This is a genomic window from Streptomyces sp. NPDC096132, from assembly GCF_044763345.1.
Lineage (GTDB): Bacteria > Actinomycetota > Actinomycetes > Streptomycetales > Streptomycetaceae > Streptomyces.
In genome coordinates this window covers 1-15,340 of sequence record NZ_JBIWGA010000051.1, presented here as the reverse complement: position 1 = coordinate 15,340, position 15,340 = coordinate 1, and the positions used below count along the sequence as shown (strand labels likewise).

The following is a 15,340-nucleotide window of genomic DNA, read 5'->3' as shown; positions in this document are numbered from 1 at the left end:
CGCCGAGGGCCGTCGGCCCCTGCGTCACCTTGCGGGGCAGGCGGCGATGCGGTCGTAGCTGTTACGGATCCTGCGCGCGGAACTGGTCGGCGCCGCAGCCATCAGATCGGCAATGGTCTGCCCGGCGAGCTCGCGCCGCCAGGCCAGTTCCGCTCGGCGCATCGCGGTGGCGATGCCGCACGGGTGCGCGAACTCGCGCGCGGAGGCCTCCGCGCCTGCCGCCCCCTGCTGCCGGATCTCCGTGCAGGAGAAGAGGGCGTCCCGTCCTTCCAGCGCGACGACGACATCCATGAGTGTGATGTCTTCCGGGGCGCGCACGAGCTGCACGCCGCCTCGCGGACCGGGGGTCGAGATGAGGATCCCCGCCCGGACCAGGCGCTGGAGGCACTTGTTGAGATACGTGGGTGAGACGTCGAAAAGAGCGGCGAGTTTCGCCGACGGCACCGGCCCCTTGTCGAGCCAGGCCAGCGTCAGGCAGCAGTGCAGCCCCCACTCCACGCCCTCACCCATCCGCATAACCTGGATACTACCTATCCAGAATGCTGCTCGCCACCCGGCCCTGTCCTGACAGGAGTGGCCGACGAGGAGTCAGGCAGCGTGTGTCCGGGGCGACATGACATTGTTCCGCGACTTGACAGACCCGACCGGACGCCTTTGACCCGCCTCCCGGTCCCTGGCCAGGATTCCCCACCATGGCCGAGACGACGACTTCCGAACCCGCCGCCCTCTTCCAGGTCGGTGCCGAAACGATGGTGCGCGCCACCCCCGCGGAGGTGTACACGCTGATCAGCGATCTGCCGCGAAGCGGCGAATGGAGTCCCGAATGCCAGGGCGGCAGCTGGGTGGCCGGTCGTCCGGCCACGGTCGGTGCCGTCTTCCGGGGCGAGAACGTCCGCGACGCGGACGTCATCGCCTGGGCACCGGTCGTGCGCGGCCGGTGGACCACGCACGCCGAGGTGGTGGCCGCCGAACCGGGCCGCACCTTCCGGTGGGCCATGCGCGACAGCTCGGGCCGCCGCCAGGAGAGCGTCTGGGGCTTCGACATCGCTCCTACGCCGGAAGGCAGCCGACTCGTCCACCACTTCCGGATGGGCCGGCCCACCGAGGGCATCCGCGAGATCACCGCCGAGATGGACGACCGGACCAGACAGCGCTTCTTCACCGAATGGTCCGACAAGCTCCGGCACGACCTGCAGAACACCCTCCAGCGGATCAAGGCCGTCATCGAGCAGCACTGAATTGAAGGGCAGTCAGGTGCTTCTGCAACGCTTGGGGAACAGAGGTATCCAACTGGGCAGACTCTTCGAACGAGCTGCCTCCCGCCATCCGTCGAACGTCCTTCTCCTGGACCATAACCTCGACATCGCCCCGGACCTGGGCCGCCGTGCCACCATCCCCGAGATCGCCGACCTGGTCGACGACCACGCCTCGCGGTTGTGGGCGGCGGGTGTCCGGCCGGGCGAGCGTGTCGTGGTCCACAAGTCCGACGGCTTCGACATCACGCTGCTCGCCTGCGCGATCGCCCGTGTCGGCGGCGTGCCGGTGCTGCTGTCACCGATGCTGGACGGCGCGACGGCCGCGGAGCTCGTCCGTCGTACCGGCCGGCCCCATCTCATCACCGACCAGGCGAAGCTCGACCGTGCACTGCCGGGCGACGTGACCGACGCGGCCGAGCAGGTGCTGCTCACCTCCGGCAGCCACCCCGCGGGCATCGCACTGGGCTCGCTGGCGGGTGCCGCCCGCGTCGACCCCGTCACCATGCCCGCCGACCACCCGACGCTGATCACCCACACCTCCGGCACCACCGGCATCCCCAAGCTGGCCGTGCACACCGGCTTCAGCCTGCAGTCGCGCTACCGTCCCCAGGCATCCGTCATCGCCCCGCTGATCAGGGGCCGGGAGACCATCGCCATGCATGTCTCCTTCGTGCACTCCCGGCTGATCACCGCGCTGGCCATCTCGCTCCGGCGGGGCTTCCCCATCATGATGCTGCGTGACGCGGACGCCGCACACGTCGCCGAGATCTTCGCCCGGCTCAAGCCCGGCATCCTGGAGGCGCACCCCAACTCGTTCGTCGAGTGGGAGGAGTTGGCGGACGACCCGCGCGGCCCGTTGTCCAACGTCAAGCTGTTCAGCAGCACCTTCGACGCCATCCATCCACGCACCGTGCACCGCCTGCTCCGCGCGACCGGCCGCCGGTCGCCCGTCTTCGGTCAGCTGTACGGACAGAGCGAGGTGGGTCCCGCGGTGGTCCGTGGCTTCACCCAGCGGCGCACACTGGACGACGACGGCCGCTGCGTGGGCTTCGCCTTCCCCGGCTTCACCGACGTCCGCGTGGTCAGCAGGGACGGCCGCCCCCCGTCCGCCGACAACCCGGGCCTCATCGAGGTACGCAGCGACGGACGGGTGGTCACCTACCTTGGCGAGGAGGAACGTTACGACCTGCAGCTGTCGCCCGGCGGCTGGTGGCGCATGGGCGATGTCGGCTACCGCAGCAGATGGGGATGCATCCACCTGCTCGACCGGGAGGTGGACCTGATCGACGGCTTCGGGAGCACCCTGGCCGCCGAGGACGCGTTGCTCGGGCAGTTGCCGGAGCTGGTCGAGGTGGTCATCGTCCCGGACCGGGACGGCCGCCCGGTGCCCGTCGTGTGCACCCGGGACGACGCACCGCTGGACGCGGCCGCATGGCGCGCCGCGACCGCCGAACTGCCGCCCATGCGCGACCCGGTGCAGTGGCGCCACGACGAACTGCCGCAGACCGCCACCACCAAGATCAAGCGGCTGGAACTCGCCCGGCTGCTGTCGGCCGACCCGACCGGCCGCATGCGGGGTCGCTAGATGCCCGAGCCCGTGCCGTCCCGGTGCGGGCGGTCGCGGACCGGGCACCGCAGGCCGAGCGGCTCCGCCCGGCGGAATCCCGGTCGGCCGCGCCGGAGTCCGCCCCGTGGCCGCGGCTCGCTCGCGGCGCGCACTGCCCATGTCCGGACGGCGTCGCTCCTCCCCCTGACGCAGGGCGGGACGGACCTGATGGCGCCCCGGCACCCGACGGAGTGCGGGGACGGGCGTCGCCGGGCATGGCAGCCGAGGCGGAGCCTCACCCAGGGCCCCAGGCGATGTTGGGGCCACCTCACCGACCCACCCTTGGGGGGACACCGTGCTGACATCTGCGCTGGACGACCATGTCGACAAGCCGTCCCCGCACCAGCCGGTGTGGGAAGACCGGTCGGAACTCCGACGCGTCACGGCCGAGTTGGCCCGGCGCCCCCAGCTCGTCGGCGCCGCCGACGTGGACCGGCTGCGCGCCCTGCTGGCCCGGGTCGCCGTCGGCGAGGCGATGGTGATCCAGGCAGGCGACTGCGCCGAGGACCCAGCCGAATGCGAACCCGGCTCCCTCGCCCGCAAGGCCGGTCTGCTGGACGTTCTCGCGGGCGTCCTGAAGATGGCGACCCACCGGCCCGTGCTGCGGGTCGGCCGGATCGCCGGACAGTTCGCCAAGCCCCGCAGCCGCCCGACCGAGGTGATCGGCGACGTCGAACTGCCCGTCTTCCGCGGGCACATGGTGAACAGCCCCGAACCGGACCCCGCCCGCCGACGACCCGATCCGCGGCGGCTGCTGCTCGGCCACACCGCGGCGGGCGAGGCGATGACCCACCTCGGCTGGCTGGGCGAGCCCCGGCGGCCCGGTATCAGCCCCGAGGTGTGGACCAGCCATGAGGCACTGCTGCTCGACTACGAGATCCCCCAGACCCGGCCCACGGCGGACGGGGGCCTGCTGCTCTCCTCCACCCACTGGCCGTGGATCGGAGAGCGGACCCGGCAGGTCGAAGGAGCCCACGTCGCCCTGCTCGCGGCGGTGGCCAACCCCGTCGCCTGCAAAGTCGGCCCGACCACCACCCCGGAGGAGCTGCTGGCCCTGTGCGAGCGGCTCGATCCGGCCCGGGAGCCCGGCCGGCTCACCCTGATCTCCCGGATGGGAGCGGACCGGGTCCGCGAGCGGCTGCCCTCGTTGGTGAGCGCGGTCAGGTCCGCGGGACACCCCGTCATCTGGCTCACCGACCCCCTGCACGGCAACACCGTGACCACGCCCGACGGCCTGAAGACCCGTCTGGTGGAGACCGTCCTGCGCGAAGTGGCGGGCTTCCGGAGCGCGGTGCGCGCCGCGGGGGGCGTGGCGGGCGGATTGCACCTGGAGACCACACCCGACGACGTCACCGAGTGCGCGACCGACGCCGCACACCTCGCCCGGGTCGGCGACAAGTACACGTCCTTCTGCGATCCGAGGCTCAACCCCGAGCAAGCCATGGCGGTCGTCGCCGCCTGGCAGGACTGAGCCGGGCCGAGCCGGGCTGTTCGCACCCCGGCGGCGCCGGCGCAGGCCACCTATCACCGCCCCGCGGATCCCCCGCAGACCCCCGCAGAACCCTGCAGAACCCCGCAGAACCCCGCAGACAGGGAGGAACGAAAAACGTGGAACACACGGTTGCCATCGTCACCGGCGCGGCCGGAGGCATCGGCGCGGCGGTGGTCCGGGCCCTCGCCGAGCGCCGCATCCTCGTGGCCGCCATGGACCGGGACCAGCACGGCCTCGCCGACTTGGCCGACAGACTCGCCACAGAAGGCCTGACCGCGCACGGCGTTGCGGTGGACGTCAGCGACGCCGAGGCGGTCGAGGCCGCTGTCGAGGAAGTCGAACAGCGGCTTGGCCCTGTCGACCACTTGGTCAACGCGGCCGGCATGCTGCGCCTCGGCCCGGTGCTCGGCTACTCGGACGAGGACTGGCGTACGACGTTCGCGGTCAACGTGAACGGGGTCTTCCACACCTCCAGGGCGGTGGTCGACCGCATGGCGCGGCGCCGCCGCGGGACCGTCGTCACGATCGCGTCCAACGCGGCGTATGTGCCGCGCGGCGCGATGGCCGCCTACGCGGCGTCCAAGGCCGCCGCGGCCATGTTCACCAAGAGCCTGGGCCTTGAGGTGGCCCGGTACGGAATCCGCTGCAACGTGGTGGCCCCCGGTTCCACCGACACCCCGATGCTCACCTCGATGTGGCAGGACGAGAGCGGTCGTACGGCCACCGTGCACGGCGACCCCGAGTCGTTCCGGGTGGGCATCCCCCTCGGCCGGATCGCCGAGCCCTCCTCCGTGGCGGACGCCGTCGTCTTCCTGCTCTCCGAGCAGGCCTCCCACATCACCCTCAGCCACCTGACCGTCGACGGCGGCGCGGCGCTGGGCGCCTGACCGACGTCCGAACCGAGCCAGACCGAAGGGAAGCGATGGCCGGCATACCCACCATCGAGCCGTACCGCATGCCGACCGCGGGCGACCTGCCCGCCAACACCGCCGACTGGGCGGTGGATCCGGCGCGCGCCGTCCTGCTCGTCCACGACATGCAGCGCTACTTCGTGGCCCCGCTCCCCGAGGAGGCTCCACGCACGGAGCTGGTGCGGAACATCGTGGCGTTGCGCAGCCACTGCACCGTGCTCGGCGTGCCCGTGGGCTACACCGCTCAGCCGGGTGGCATGACCGACGAGGAGCGCGGCCTGCTGCGGGACTTCTGGGGTCCCGGCATGCGGGTCGACCCCGCGGACCGGGCCGTGGTCGAGCCGCTCGCCCCGGCCCCCGGGGACTGGTTGTTCACCAAATGGCGGTACAGCGCCTTCCACCGGTCCGAGCTGCTGGAGCGCATGCGCGCGCACGGCCGCGACCAGCTGATCGTCTGTGGTGTGTACGCGCATGTCGGCGTCCTGATGACCGCCGTCGACGCTTTCACCCGGGACATCCAGACCTTCCTGGTCGCTGATGCCGTCGCGGACTTCTCCGAGCGGCACCACCGGCAGACGCTGGAGTACGCGGCGGGCCGCTGCGCCATGGTCGTCACCACGAAGGAGGTCCTGGCGCGATGACGCGGAGCCACGGGTACCAGGAGGCGCTGGCGCGGATTCTGGCACCGAGCCCCCCGGCCTTCGCCCTGCTGCACCGACCGGAGACCACCGGTCCCGGCCGCCTGGACGTACTCCTCGGCCAGACCTCGACGGCGGACACGACCGACCGGATCCCGTCGGCCGACGAGGTGCTGGTGCTCGTCCCGTACCGGCAGATCGCGGAGCGCGGCTTCGACAGCCCCGACGACGGGGAGCCACTGATCGCGCTCACCGTCACCCAGCACGCCCTGGCCCCGGTGCCCGAACTGCTCGACCGGATCCCCGACCGCCCCGTCAGGCTGACCGGCAAGCACTTCGACGTGGCGGACGACGACTACGCCGAGCTCGTACGGCGGGTGATCACGGAGGAGATAGGCACCGGCAAGGGCGCCAACTTCGTCGTCCGGCGGTCCTTCGTCGCCGACATCACCGACTACACGGTGCACAGCGCGCTGGCCTTCTTCAAGCAGCTGATGGTGCGTGAGTCGGGTGCTTACTGGACCTTCGTCGTGCACACCGGGGACCGCACGTTCGTCGGGGCGACGCCCGAGCGGCACATCAGCGTGCGTGAGGGCACGGCGGTGATGAACCCGATCAGCGGAACGTACCGCTATCCGGCCTCGGGGCCCACCCTGACCGGGGTGATGGACTTCCTGGCCGACCGCAAGGAGACCGAAGAGCTCTACATGGTCGTCGACGAGGAACTCAAGATGATGGCCCGGATCTGCGTGGCCGGCGGCCGGGTGGCCGGCCCGCACCTGAGGGAGATGGCCCGGCTCGCGCACACGGAGTACTTCATCGAGGGCCGCACCGAACTCGACCCGCGCGACATCCTCCGCGAGACCATGTTCGCCCCGACGGTGACCGGCAGCCCGCTGGAGAGCGCCGCCCGCGTGATCGCCCGGTACGAGCCCCAGGGCCGGGGCTACTACAGCGGCGTCATCGCGCTGATCGGGCGTGACGCGGCGGGCGGGCGGACACTCGACTCGTCCATCCTGATCCGCACCGCCGACATCGACCGGGCCGGCCGGGTCCGGATCGGCGTGGGCGCCACCCTGGTACGGCACTCCGACCCGCACGCCGAGGTGGCGGAAACGGCGGCCAAGGCGGCGGGCCTGATCTCCGCCCTGGAGGCCACGGACCGGGGCGGCCTGGGCGGGTACCCCGAGGTCAGGGCCGCTCTGCGGGGCCGCAACGCCGATCTGGCCGAGTTCTGGCTGATCACCGAGCAGGAGCGGCGTCGCCCCGAGGCCGCGCTGGCCGGGCGCCGCGTCCTGGTGGTGGACGCCGAGGACACCTTCACCTTCATGATGGGGCACCAACTGGGCTCCCTGGGTCTGGAGGTCACGGTTCGCCGGTACGACCAGGACTGCCCCTTCCAGGCGTACGACCTGGTCGTTCTGGGGCCCGGCCCCGGCGACCCGCGCGAGACCGGCCATCCCAAGACCGCCCGTCTACGGGAGGCCGTGGACGCTCTGCTGGCCGAGCGGCATCCGTTCCTCGCTGTCTGTCTGAGCCACCAGGTGCTCGCCACGCGGCTCGGCCTGCCCGTGGTACGGCGTGCGGTGCCGAACCAGGGCGTTCAGCGGGAGATCGAGTTCTTCGGCCGCAGGGAACGGGTGGGCTTTTACAACACCTTCGCCGCCCGCAGCGCCGGGGAGACCTTGGACTGCCCGGGCGTCGGTGCGGTCCGGGTGAGCCGGGACCCGGGCACAGGGGAGGTGCACGGGCTGCGCGGACCTCATTTCGCGTCGATGCAGTTCCACGCCGAGTCGGTGCTCACCCGGGACGGGGTGCGGCTGACCGCGGACCTGATCGCCGAGGTGCTGGCCACCCACGGGCCCATGGCTGCGGCCTCTCCCCATGACGGCAACACCGCTCCGGTCACGGCGACCGGTCTCCTCGCTCTCGGCTCCGGCTCCGGCTCCGGCAGGTCGTTGACGGTGCCGCCCGTCCCTGAGCGGTCCGGCGGCGCTTGATCACGGCGGTGCAGATCACGACGTCGGGGTCCGCTGTACCGTCCCGCGAATGATGTCGATGGCACCCGGGCGGACACCGCGGGTGTCGCCACGAGCCGGTCGATGCCGAGGCGCCGGGCCGACATCGGCCCTAACGGGAGCTTTTGGTGAACGGAGCGGAGCCGGAGCGTCGTCGGGCCGGTGGCTCCGCCGGGAGTTCCCGCTCGCGCTCCGGCCGGCCCGCGTGCGCCACCAGCGCCGGGGCCGGGGCACCCCCGGCCCATGGGAACCGGGGGCTTCCGGCTCCCCCACCAGGCCGCGCGGGATCAGGAGGCGAAGCGCGTCCTGACCTGGGCGTGGCCGCTCAGGGCTGTCACCGCGTGTGCCGCGGACGCCAACGTGACGTGCCGGTGCCAGCCGTTGTAGGAGCGCCCGGCGAAGTCCCGGATGCCCACCTGCTCGGTGATCGCGCCGAAGTCCCGGTCGACCTGCCCGATCAGACGGCTCAGCCGGAACAGCGAGGGCAACGGCATGGTCGTCAGATCGGTGAGCCAGAACTCGGTGGGCCAGCGCGGACCGCACGGGCCGGCAGCGAGCAGCAGCAGTTCGGGCCCCGTGGCCGGGGCGGCCGTCCGGCCGCGAGAGGGCAGCCGGACCGGTGTCGCCGCCACGAGGTGGGTGCGCGGACGCCCTCCGGCGGAGTCATCGGACCACGCCACCGGGCGGCGCCGCTCCCTGGCGGCACCGGCGAGCTGATCCGCCGGCAGCGGATCGCTCCCGTGCCCGGCCGGCGGCGCCTCGGCCGGTGTGAGCGGCAGTGCGCCGGCGACCCGGACCAGGAACGGGACCCCGGTCGCGCGCAACCGCCACAGCAGCGCAGCGGCATCCAGCTCCTGGGCGTCGATCACCACCGGACGCCGGGGCAGCTCCCGGTCCGCCGCGAGTTCCAGGAATGCCTCGACCACGCAGTCGTCCAACGTCTCAGCGCCCGCGGTCTCCGGGATCGCCGCCTGGCTGCGGCGCGGTGCGTCGTCCAGCCAGGACCTGCCCAGGTGCAGCCGCCAGGTGACCGGGAAGCTCAGCTCCTCTGCGGTGGCCCAGATCCCCACGGCGTGCTGCGCGTTGAGCACCTGCCCGAGATCGGGGACGAACCTGCGGTCGACGCCGACCGAGTGCTCGCCGGCCTTGGGGATGACGATCGGCCGGACCACCCAGGCCTGCGGTGCGGCGATGCCGGCCAGGTAGCGCACCAACGCCTGCCGGACCGGTATCCAGTCCCAGGTGGAGCTGGAGATGAAGTGGTGCAGGCTCTGCTCGGTCGCCCGGCCACCCACCACGGCGGCGATCCTGCGAATCGACTTCCGGCCCTCCGCCGCAAGAAGGCCCCGCACGTACTGGGCTCCCCTTCGGCGCTGGTCGCTCCGTGGCAAGGACGCGAACAGTACCGAACACACGTCGGTGAGGACCTGCTCCTGGGGCGTGGCGCTTCCCCTGACGACGAACTCGCACGCAACGGATCTGCCCATGGCTCCCCCTGCATCACCTACGTCATCCGTCCGGACTCCCTCGCCAGGTGGCGCGGCACGCCGGGGCACAGGTGGCGCGCGTGCGGGGACGACCGGCTGACCGAAATCGCTGCCTTGCTCGCTGTGCTGTGAACCAGAACCACTCAGGTACTCAGGTCCTCTGAGGTGTTACCTTAGCGACTACCGTGACACACGGAAAGCTCTTTCCGGCAAGGCAAGGTCACCCTCGGCGGTCGACGAGGGGCGCTGTGCGGGCCCGCCCCCCTGTCCTGCCCCGAGTTGACAAACGATCAGCCGTTTCGGCCGCAGGCCGCTCGGTGTCTGCCATCATCCGGCCCATGCGAGCAGCGTTCATCGAGCAACTGGGACCGCCGGAGAACATCCGCTGCGGCGAGCTGCCCCCTCCTGTGGCCGGCCCGACCGACGTGCTGGTCGATGTACTGGCCACCACGGTCAACCCGGTGGACACCTTCGTCCGTTCTGGGGTGTTCCGGACGGCGCTCCAGTATCCGGCCGTGATCAGCCGGGACCTGGTGGGCACGGTGGCCGCCGTGGGCCCGGGCACCCCCGGCTTCACCGAGGGCGACCTGGTGTGGAGCAACAGCGCGGGCCACGGCGGCCGCCCGGGTGCGGCCGCCGAGCAGGTGGCCGTGGCGGCCGACCGTCTCTACCACCTGCCCGAGGGGGTGGATCCGGTGGCAGCGGTGGCCACCGTGCATCCGGCGGCCACCGCGTATCTGGCCCTGTTCACTCATGGTCGGCTGCGGGCCGGAAAGTCCGTGCTCGTGGCCGGCGCGGCCGGAAACGTCGGCAGCGCACTCGTCCGCTTCGCCGCCGACGCCGGCGCGAGGGTGATCGCCACGGCGTCGGTCGGCGACGCCGCGTACTGCCGCGACCTCGGCGCCGAAGCCGTACTCGACTACCGGGACCCGGAACTCACCGAACGGATAAAGGAGTTGAGTCCCGAGGGCATCGACCTCCAACTCGACACCTCGGGCAGCAACGACCTGACCGCCGCCGTCGAGTTGCTCGCCCACCGCGGCCGGATCGTGCTGCTGGCGGGTGCCCACTCCGTCCCGCGTCTGCCGGGCGGCCCGTTCTACATGAAGGACGGTTCCATCGTCGGCTTCGCCATCTCCCACGCCACGGCCGCGGAGCTGTCCGAGGCGGCCCGCACCATCAACCGGCTGCTCGCGCGGGGCCGCCTGCGGGCCCGCGCCGTCGACATCCAACCGCTGTCCGCCGCCGCCGAGGCCCACCGGCGGCTGGAACGGGGGGAGTCGCACGGCAGACGCCTGGTCCTCGACGTCGGGAACCTCGACTGAACGCGGTCACCCAGTGGTTCTGCAAGCCCGCCGCAGGTGCACGATGCCGAGCGGGACGATGCCGTGATCGCGGCCTGATCCGCGCACCCGGCCCTCCGTCCGCCATGCCGCACAGTCCGCAGGGGCACGCCTCTCCCCCGCTCCACGTCGGCCCACCACCGAGCACCGTCAGACCAGAGATGCGTGACCTTCCTTCTCACCCCCGTCGGGCGTCATGACGCGGCGCAGGATGTCGGCCACTTCGCCGGTGTGCTGGTGCGTGAAGAAGTGACCCCCGGGAAGCACATGCACCCGCACGCCGGCAGACGTGTGCCGTTCCCATGCCTGTACGTCGGGCGTGTCGGTGAGGGGATCGGCGGCACCCATGAGGGCGATGACGGGACAGGTGACCATCGAGTCGGCCGCGGGGCGGTAGCGGCTGTGCGCCACGAGGTCACCCCGTATGACGGGCAGGAACACCCGGCGGAGCACCGGATGGTCCAGAAGGTCGGCGTCCGAGCCTCCCAGTGATCCGATCAGCTCGATCAGCTGCTCGTCGTCGTGGTCCGGGTCGTCCCCGACGAAGTCCAGGACGGGCAGCCCGATCCGGGAGGGGGCGGGGTGCCCGGAGGCCACGAGGACGATCCGCCGCTGGTCGGGCATGCGGCGTATGACTTCGTAGGCCACTGCCGCCCCCAGGCTGTGGCCGAAGAAGATCACCGGTTCGTCCTCGCGTACCGCGGCAAGCGCTTCGCCCACCTGGTCCGCCAGGACGTGAACGTCGGTGAAGAGGGGTTCTCGCGCTCGTTCCGCGCGCCCCGGGTACTGGACACACGCCGTTCGCGCCATGTCGGCCACCCGCGCCGCGAGGTGCCGGTAGGAGCCGGCCGAACCGCCCGAGTGTGGAAAGAAGAGGACCGTCCAGGGCGTGGTGGGCGTGGTGGGCGTGGTGGCGGCAGGAAAGCTCCGTATCCACGGTTCGGCGTCAAGCATGGCTAGTGCTCTCCGAAAGGACGACGGGGTCAAAGGGAGTGGAGCAGGGCGAGCGTCTCCGTGAGTTCGACCCGCAGCGCGGCTCCGGCCGCCCCGGCGTCCGACCGCACGATGGCGTCGACCAGTTTGGTGTGCCCCTCGTCACCGTGGTTGGGGTTCTCGGAGCGCAGGTTGAGCAACTCGACCAGATCGAGCAGCCGCTGTTGCAGCACGGGGACGAACTCGGTGAACAAACCGGTCAGCACCGGGTTGTGCGCCGCGGCGACCACAGCTCCGTGCAGAGCGATGTCGGCCTCGACGAACTCGGCGTTGTCGGCCTTCGCGGCGTCCCGGCGCCTGGCCAGGGCCCCTTGGAGGGCGGCGATGTCGTCGTCGGTCCGGCGCCGCGCGGCCAACTGCGCGGCCTCGACCTCGACGAGCATGCGGACCTCGTAGACGTCGGTGATGGCCGCCTGGCGGAGCTGGGTGGACCAGTCCTCCTTGGGTCTTGTCGCGATGACGAAGACACCGGATCCCTGGCGTGCCTGCACCAGCCCCGCGCCGGCGAGTGCGCGTAGGGCTTCACGGACGGTCGAGCGGCCCACTCCGAGGGACTTGGCCAGGGCGGTCTCGCCGGGGAGCTTCGTCCCCACGGCCCACTCACCGCCGGTGATCTGTTCGCGCAGGCGCACGGTGGCCTGCTCGACCAAGGGCGACGGCCTCAAGGCACCTAGTGACATGTCGGATTCACCTTCCACACCGCTCGGGTTGTCTGAGGAGCTGAGTTGTCGTTACTGTACCGCGCATGCTGCTGCACGAGCTCCTTCTCCTCGGCTGCCGCTGCGGGGCCTGACACGACCGGCACCCCGCAGCGGGTGTCGGGCTGCGCCGGTCATCGCATGGCCGACTGAAAGAAGTTCCGCACGATGGCTCCCTCATCCCAGGGCACGGTGTTCCCCACCCTGCGCACTCCCTCCGGTGACCTCCCGGCGGACGCTCCGCGCTGGAACCCCCAACGCCCGAGCGCGATGCCGCATCACCGCTACCGGTCCGCACACGAGCGGGTCGCCCTCCCCCTGACCGACCGCACCTGGCCGTCGCGCCGGATCGAGCGGGCCCCTCTGTGGGTGCCTGTCGACCTGCGGGACGGCAACCAGGCGCTGGCCGAGCCGATGGACACCGAGCGCAAGCGCCGGATGTTCGACCTCCTGGTCACCATGGGCTTCAAGGAGATCGAGGTAGGTTACCCCTCCGCCAGCCAGACCGACTTCGACTTCGTACGCCACCTGGCCACGAGCGGCGCCGTCCCCGACGACGTGACCGTCTCCGTGTTCACGGCGGCCCGCCAGGACCTCATCGACCGGACCCTCGACTCCGTCGAAGGGCTCCCCCACACCCTGGTGCACCTCTACACCGCGACCGCGCCCACATGGCGGGACGTGGTCCTCGGCCGCTCCCGCGCCGAGGTGCACGAGCTGATCCTGGACGCCGCCACGTACCTGATGCGCCGCGCCGAGGAACGACCGGGTGCCGACATCAGGTTCGAGTTCTCCCCAGAGGTCTTCAACCTCACGGAGCCGGACTTCGTCCTGGAGGTGTGCGACAGCCTGACCGAGCTGTGGGAGGCGAGCCCCGACCGGCCGGTGATCCACAATCTGCCGGCCACGGTGGAGATCGCCACCCCCAACGTGTACGCGGACCAGATCGAGTACATGGACCGCCACCTGGCGCGCCGTGGCTCCGTGATCCTGTCGGTCCACCCGCACAACGACCGCGGCACCGGCGTCGCCTGCGCCGAACTCGCGGTCCTGGCGGGGGCGCAGCGTGTGGAGGGCTGCCTCTTCGGCAACGGTGAGCGCACCGGGAACGTCGACCTGGCGACTCTCGCCCTGAACCTGTACGCGCAGGGCGTGAACCCGATGATCGACTTCTCCGACATCGACGCGGTGCGCGAGGTGGTGGAGTACTGCAACCGGCTGCCGGTCCACCCGCGCCACCCGTACGTCGGCGACCTCGTGCACACGGCCTTCTCCGGCACCCACCAGGACGCCATCGCCAAGGGCATGGCCCACCACGCCAAGCAGGCCGCCGAGCAGGGCACCCCGGTCGACGAGGCAGCGTGGGCAGTGCCGTACCTCCCCATCGACCCGGGCGACATCGGCCGTACGTACGAGGAAGTCATCCGTATCAACTCGCAGTCCGGCAAGGGCGGCATCGCCCACCTCCTCCACACCCACCATGGCCTGGACCTGCCCCAGACCATGCGCCCCGACTTCTCCCGCGCGGTGCAGCACGTCACCGACGCCTCCGGTCAGGAGCTGTCCCACAAGGAACTGTGGGAGCTCTTCCGCAGCACCTACATCGCTCCGGCCTTGGACGGCCCGGTCGTTCTCGCCTCGTGGAACGCCACGGAACCCGCCCCCGGCGAGCACCGGTTCACCTGCGTGCTCCACATCGACAGGCAGGAACACGCCTGCCAGGGCACCGGCAATGGACCGCTCTCCGCCCTCACCGACGCCCTCCGTACCGTCGGCGTCACCGTCGACATCCTCGGCTACACCGAGCACTCGACGACCACCGGACCGGGCAGCCCCGCCGTCGCCTACGCCGAGTGCCGGGTCGACGGCGCCGTCTGCTGGGGCGCGGGATGGGACACCTCCGTGCTGACCGCCTCGGTCCACGCTGTCATGGCCGCCGTCAACCGCTCGGGGCGGGCCCTCTCGTGAGCACGCCTCCGGTGCTCCGCGTGAAGGACGTGGATGTCGTCCGCAACGGCACCGCGATCCTGAGCGAGGTGTCGCTGACCGTGCACGCCGGTGAGCACTGGGCGCTGCTCGGTGCCAACGGGGCGGGCAAGAGCACGCTGCTCGGTCTGCTCGGAGCGCTCGCGCATCCCACCCGCGGCACCGTCGAGGTGCTGGGTCACCAGTTGGGGCGGGTGGACATGCGCGAGCTGCGCTCCTACGTCGGCCACGTCAACCCCCGGCACGATCTGCGCTCGTCCCTCGAGGTCCGGGACGTCGTCCTGACCGGGCTCACGAACACCATCGAGCGCGTTCCCCGATGGGAGCCGACGCCCGAGCAGATCGCCACGGCCGACCGGCTCATCGGCCTGCTCGGGCTCGGTGATCGTCGCCAGGCGCGGTGGCCGACCCTGTCACAGGGAGAGCGGGGGCGTTCGCTGATCGCCCGGGCGCTCATGCCCAGTCCACGGCTGCTGCTGCTCGACGAACCCGCGACCGGTCTGGACGTCGCGGGCCGGGAGCAACTCATCGAGCGGCTGGACACGTTGCAGCAGACCTGTACGGATCTCGCGTCCGTCCTGGTCACCCACCATCTGGAGGAACTTCCTCCGGGGACGACGCATGTGATGCTGCTGCGTGGTGGGCGCTGTCTGGCCTCGGGTCCCGCTGACGAGGTCTTGAGCAGCGACCAGGTCAGCAGGTGCTTCGACCACCCCGTCCGTCTCAGTCGCGTCGAGGGACGGTGGAGCGTGCGGGCCGGTGGCCCGGTCGGACCGCGCGTCGGCTGAGAGGTCCGCGGTGGTGGGGGGCCCCCCCCCCCCCCCCCCGCGGGGACACCACCCCCCCCCCCCCCGCCGGGGCGCCCGCCACCCGGGGGCGGCCCCCCGCGCCCGCGCAAGTTTACCCCCCCGC

General features: G+C 71.5%; 13 protein-coding genes. 9 read left to right on the top strand and 4 right to left on the bottom strand.

What is annotated here, in order from left to right; genetic code table 11:
* Positions 1-24 precede the first annotated feature (24 nt).
* Positions 25-516, bottom strand: coding sequence for an RrF2 family transcriptional regulator (locus ACIRF9_RS50015; RefSeq protein WP_403837080.1), 492 nt, complete (start codon positions 514-516; stop codon positions 25-27).
* A gap of 176 nt (positions 517-692) precedes the next feature.
* Here ACIRF9_RS50015 and ACIRF9_RS50010 point away from each other — a divergent pair, with 176 nt between their 5' ends.
* The 6 genes from ACIRF9_RS50010 (at position 693) to ACIRF9_RS49985 (ending at position 7,903) form a co-directional block, all read left to right on the top strand.
* Entirely contained in the window at positions 693-1,238 is a 546-nt protein-coding gene (locus ACIRF9_RS50010; RefSeq protein WP_403837079.1) for an SRPBCC family protein, read from the top strand.
* 16 nt (positions 1,239-1,254) lie between these two features.
* Entirely contained in the window at positions 1,255-2,841 is a 1,587-nt protein-coding gene (locus ACIRF9_RS50005) for an AMP-binding protein (protein ID WP_403837078.1), read from the top strand.
* A 319-nt stretch (positions 2,842-3,160) separates the two neighbouring features.
* Entirely contained in the window at positions 3,161-4,333 is a 1,173-nt protein-coding gene (locus ACIRF9_RS50000; RefSeq protein WP_403837100.1) for a 3-deoxy-7-phosphoheptulonate synthase, read from the top strand.
* A 137-nt stretch (positions 4,334-4,470) separates the two neighbouring features.
* The gene (locus ACIRF9_RS49995; RefSeq protein ID WP_403837077.1) at positions 4,471-5,241 is read left to right on the top strand and encodes a 2,3-dihydro-2,3-dihydroxybenzoate dehydrogenase; all 771 of its coding nucleotides are present in this window, start codon (positions 4,471-4,473) and stop codon (positions 5,239-5,241) included.
* 35 nt (positions 5,242-5,276) lie between these two features.
* Entirely contained in the window at positions 5,277-5,906 is a 630-nt protein-coding gene (locus ACIRF9_RS49990) for an isochorismatase family protein (protein WP_403837076.1), read from the top strand.
* Positions 5,903-7,903, top strand: coding sequence for an anthranilate synthase family protein (locus tag ACIRF9_RS49985; RefSeq protein ID WP_403837075.1), 2,001 nt, complete (start codon positions 5,903-5,905; stop codon positions 7,901-7,903). Before ACIRF9_RS49990 ends, ACIRF9_RS49985 begins: the two co-directional genes overlap by 4 nt.
* A gap of 305 nt (positions 7,904-8,208) precedes the next feature.
* Here ACIRF9_RS49985 and ACIRF9_RS49980 read toward each other — a convergent pair whose 3' ends face one another.
* On the bottom strand, positions 8,209-9,273 hold the full coding sequence (locus ACIRF9_RS49980) for an IS701 family transposase (protein ID WP_403837074.1): 1,065 nt from the start codon (positions 9,271-9,273) through the stop codon (positions 8,209-8,211).
* Between the two features lie 473 nt (positions 9,274-9,746).
* On the opposite strand from ACIRF9_RS49980, the gene ACIRF9_RS49975 reads away from it, so the two are divergent.
* Entirely contained in the window at positions 9,747-10,733 is a 987-nt protein-coding gene (locus ACIRF9_RS49975; protein WP_403837073.1) for an NADPH:quinone reductase, read from the top strand.
* Positions 10,734-10,901: 168 nt separating this feature from the next.
* Here the strand turns inward: ACIRF9_RS49975 and ACIRF9_RS49970 are convergent, their stop codons facing one another.
* A complete protein-coding gene (locus ACIRF9_RS49970; protein ID WP_403837072.1) occupies positions 10,902-11,705 on the bottom strand; it encodes a thioesterase II family protein in 804 nt (267 codons plus the stop codon).
* 29 nt (positions 11,706-11,734) lie between these two features.
* A complete protein-coding gene (locus ACIRF9_RS49965) occupies positions 11,735-12,424 on the bottom strand; it encodes a FadR/GntR family transcriptional regulator (protein WP_403837071.1) in 690 nt (229 codons plus the stop codon).
* 186 nt (positions 12,425-12,610) lie between these two features.
* On the opposite strand from ACIRF9_RS49965, the gene leuA reads away from it, so the two are divergent.
* Together leuA and ACIRF9_RS49955 are read left to right on the top strand one after the other, a co-directional pair.
* Entirely contained in the window at positions 12,611-14,410 is a 1,800-nt protein-coding gene (leuA, locus tag ACIRF9_RS49960) for a 2-isopropylmalate synthase (RefSeq protein WP_403837070.1), read from the top strand.
* A complete protein-coding gene (locus ACIRF9_RS49955; RefSeq protein ID WP_403837069.1) occupies positions 14,332-15,216 on the top strand; it encodes an ABC transporter ATP-binding protein in 885 nt (294 codons plus the stop codon). Before leuA ends, ACIRF9_RS49955 begins: the two co-directional genes overlap by 79 nt.
* Positions 15,217-15,340 lie beyond the last annotated feature (124 nt).

Bases quoted from the DNA above. Each gene is read 5' to 3' on its own strand.
- ACIRF9_RS49985 (WP_403837075.1), top strand. From the start codon at position 5,903: ATGACGCGGAGCCACGGGTACCAGGAGGCGCTGGCGCGGATTCTGGCA.
- ACIRF9_RS49970 (WP_403837072.1), bottom strand. From the start codon at position 11,705: ATGCTTGACGCCGAACCGTGGATACGGAGCTTTCCTGCCGCCACCACG.
- ACIRF9_RS49990 (WP_403837076.1), top strand. From the start codon at position 5,277: ATGGCCGGCATACCCACCATCGAGCCGTACCGCATGCCGACCGCGGGC.
- ACIRF9_RS49975 (WP_403837073.1), top strand. From the start codon at position 9,747: ATGCGAGCAGCGTTCATCGAGCAACTGGGACCGCCGGAGAACATCCGC.
- ACIRF9_RS49955 (WP_403837069.1), top strand. From the start codon at position 14,332: ATGGGACACCTCCGTGCTGACCGCCTCGGTCCACGCTGTCATGGCCGC.
- ACIRF9_RS49965 (WP_403837071.1), bottom strand. From the start codon at position 12,424: ATGTCACTAGGTGCCTTGAGGCCGTCGCCCTTGGTCGAGCAGGCCACC.
- ACIRF9_RS50010 (WP_403837079.1), top strand. From the start codon at position 693: ATGGCCGAGACGACGACTTCCGAACCCGCCGCCCTCTTCCAGGTCGGT.
- ACIRF9_RS50015 (WP_403837080.1), bottom strand. From the start codon at position 516: ATGCGGATGGGTGAGGGCGTGGAGTGGGGGCTGCACTGCTGCCTGACG.
- leuA (WP_403837070.1), top strand. From the start codon at position 12,611: ATGGCTCCCTCATCCCAGGGCACGGTGTTCCCCACCCTGCGCACTCCC.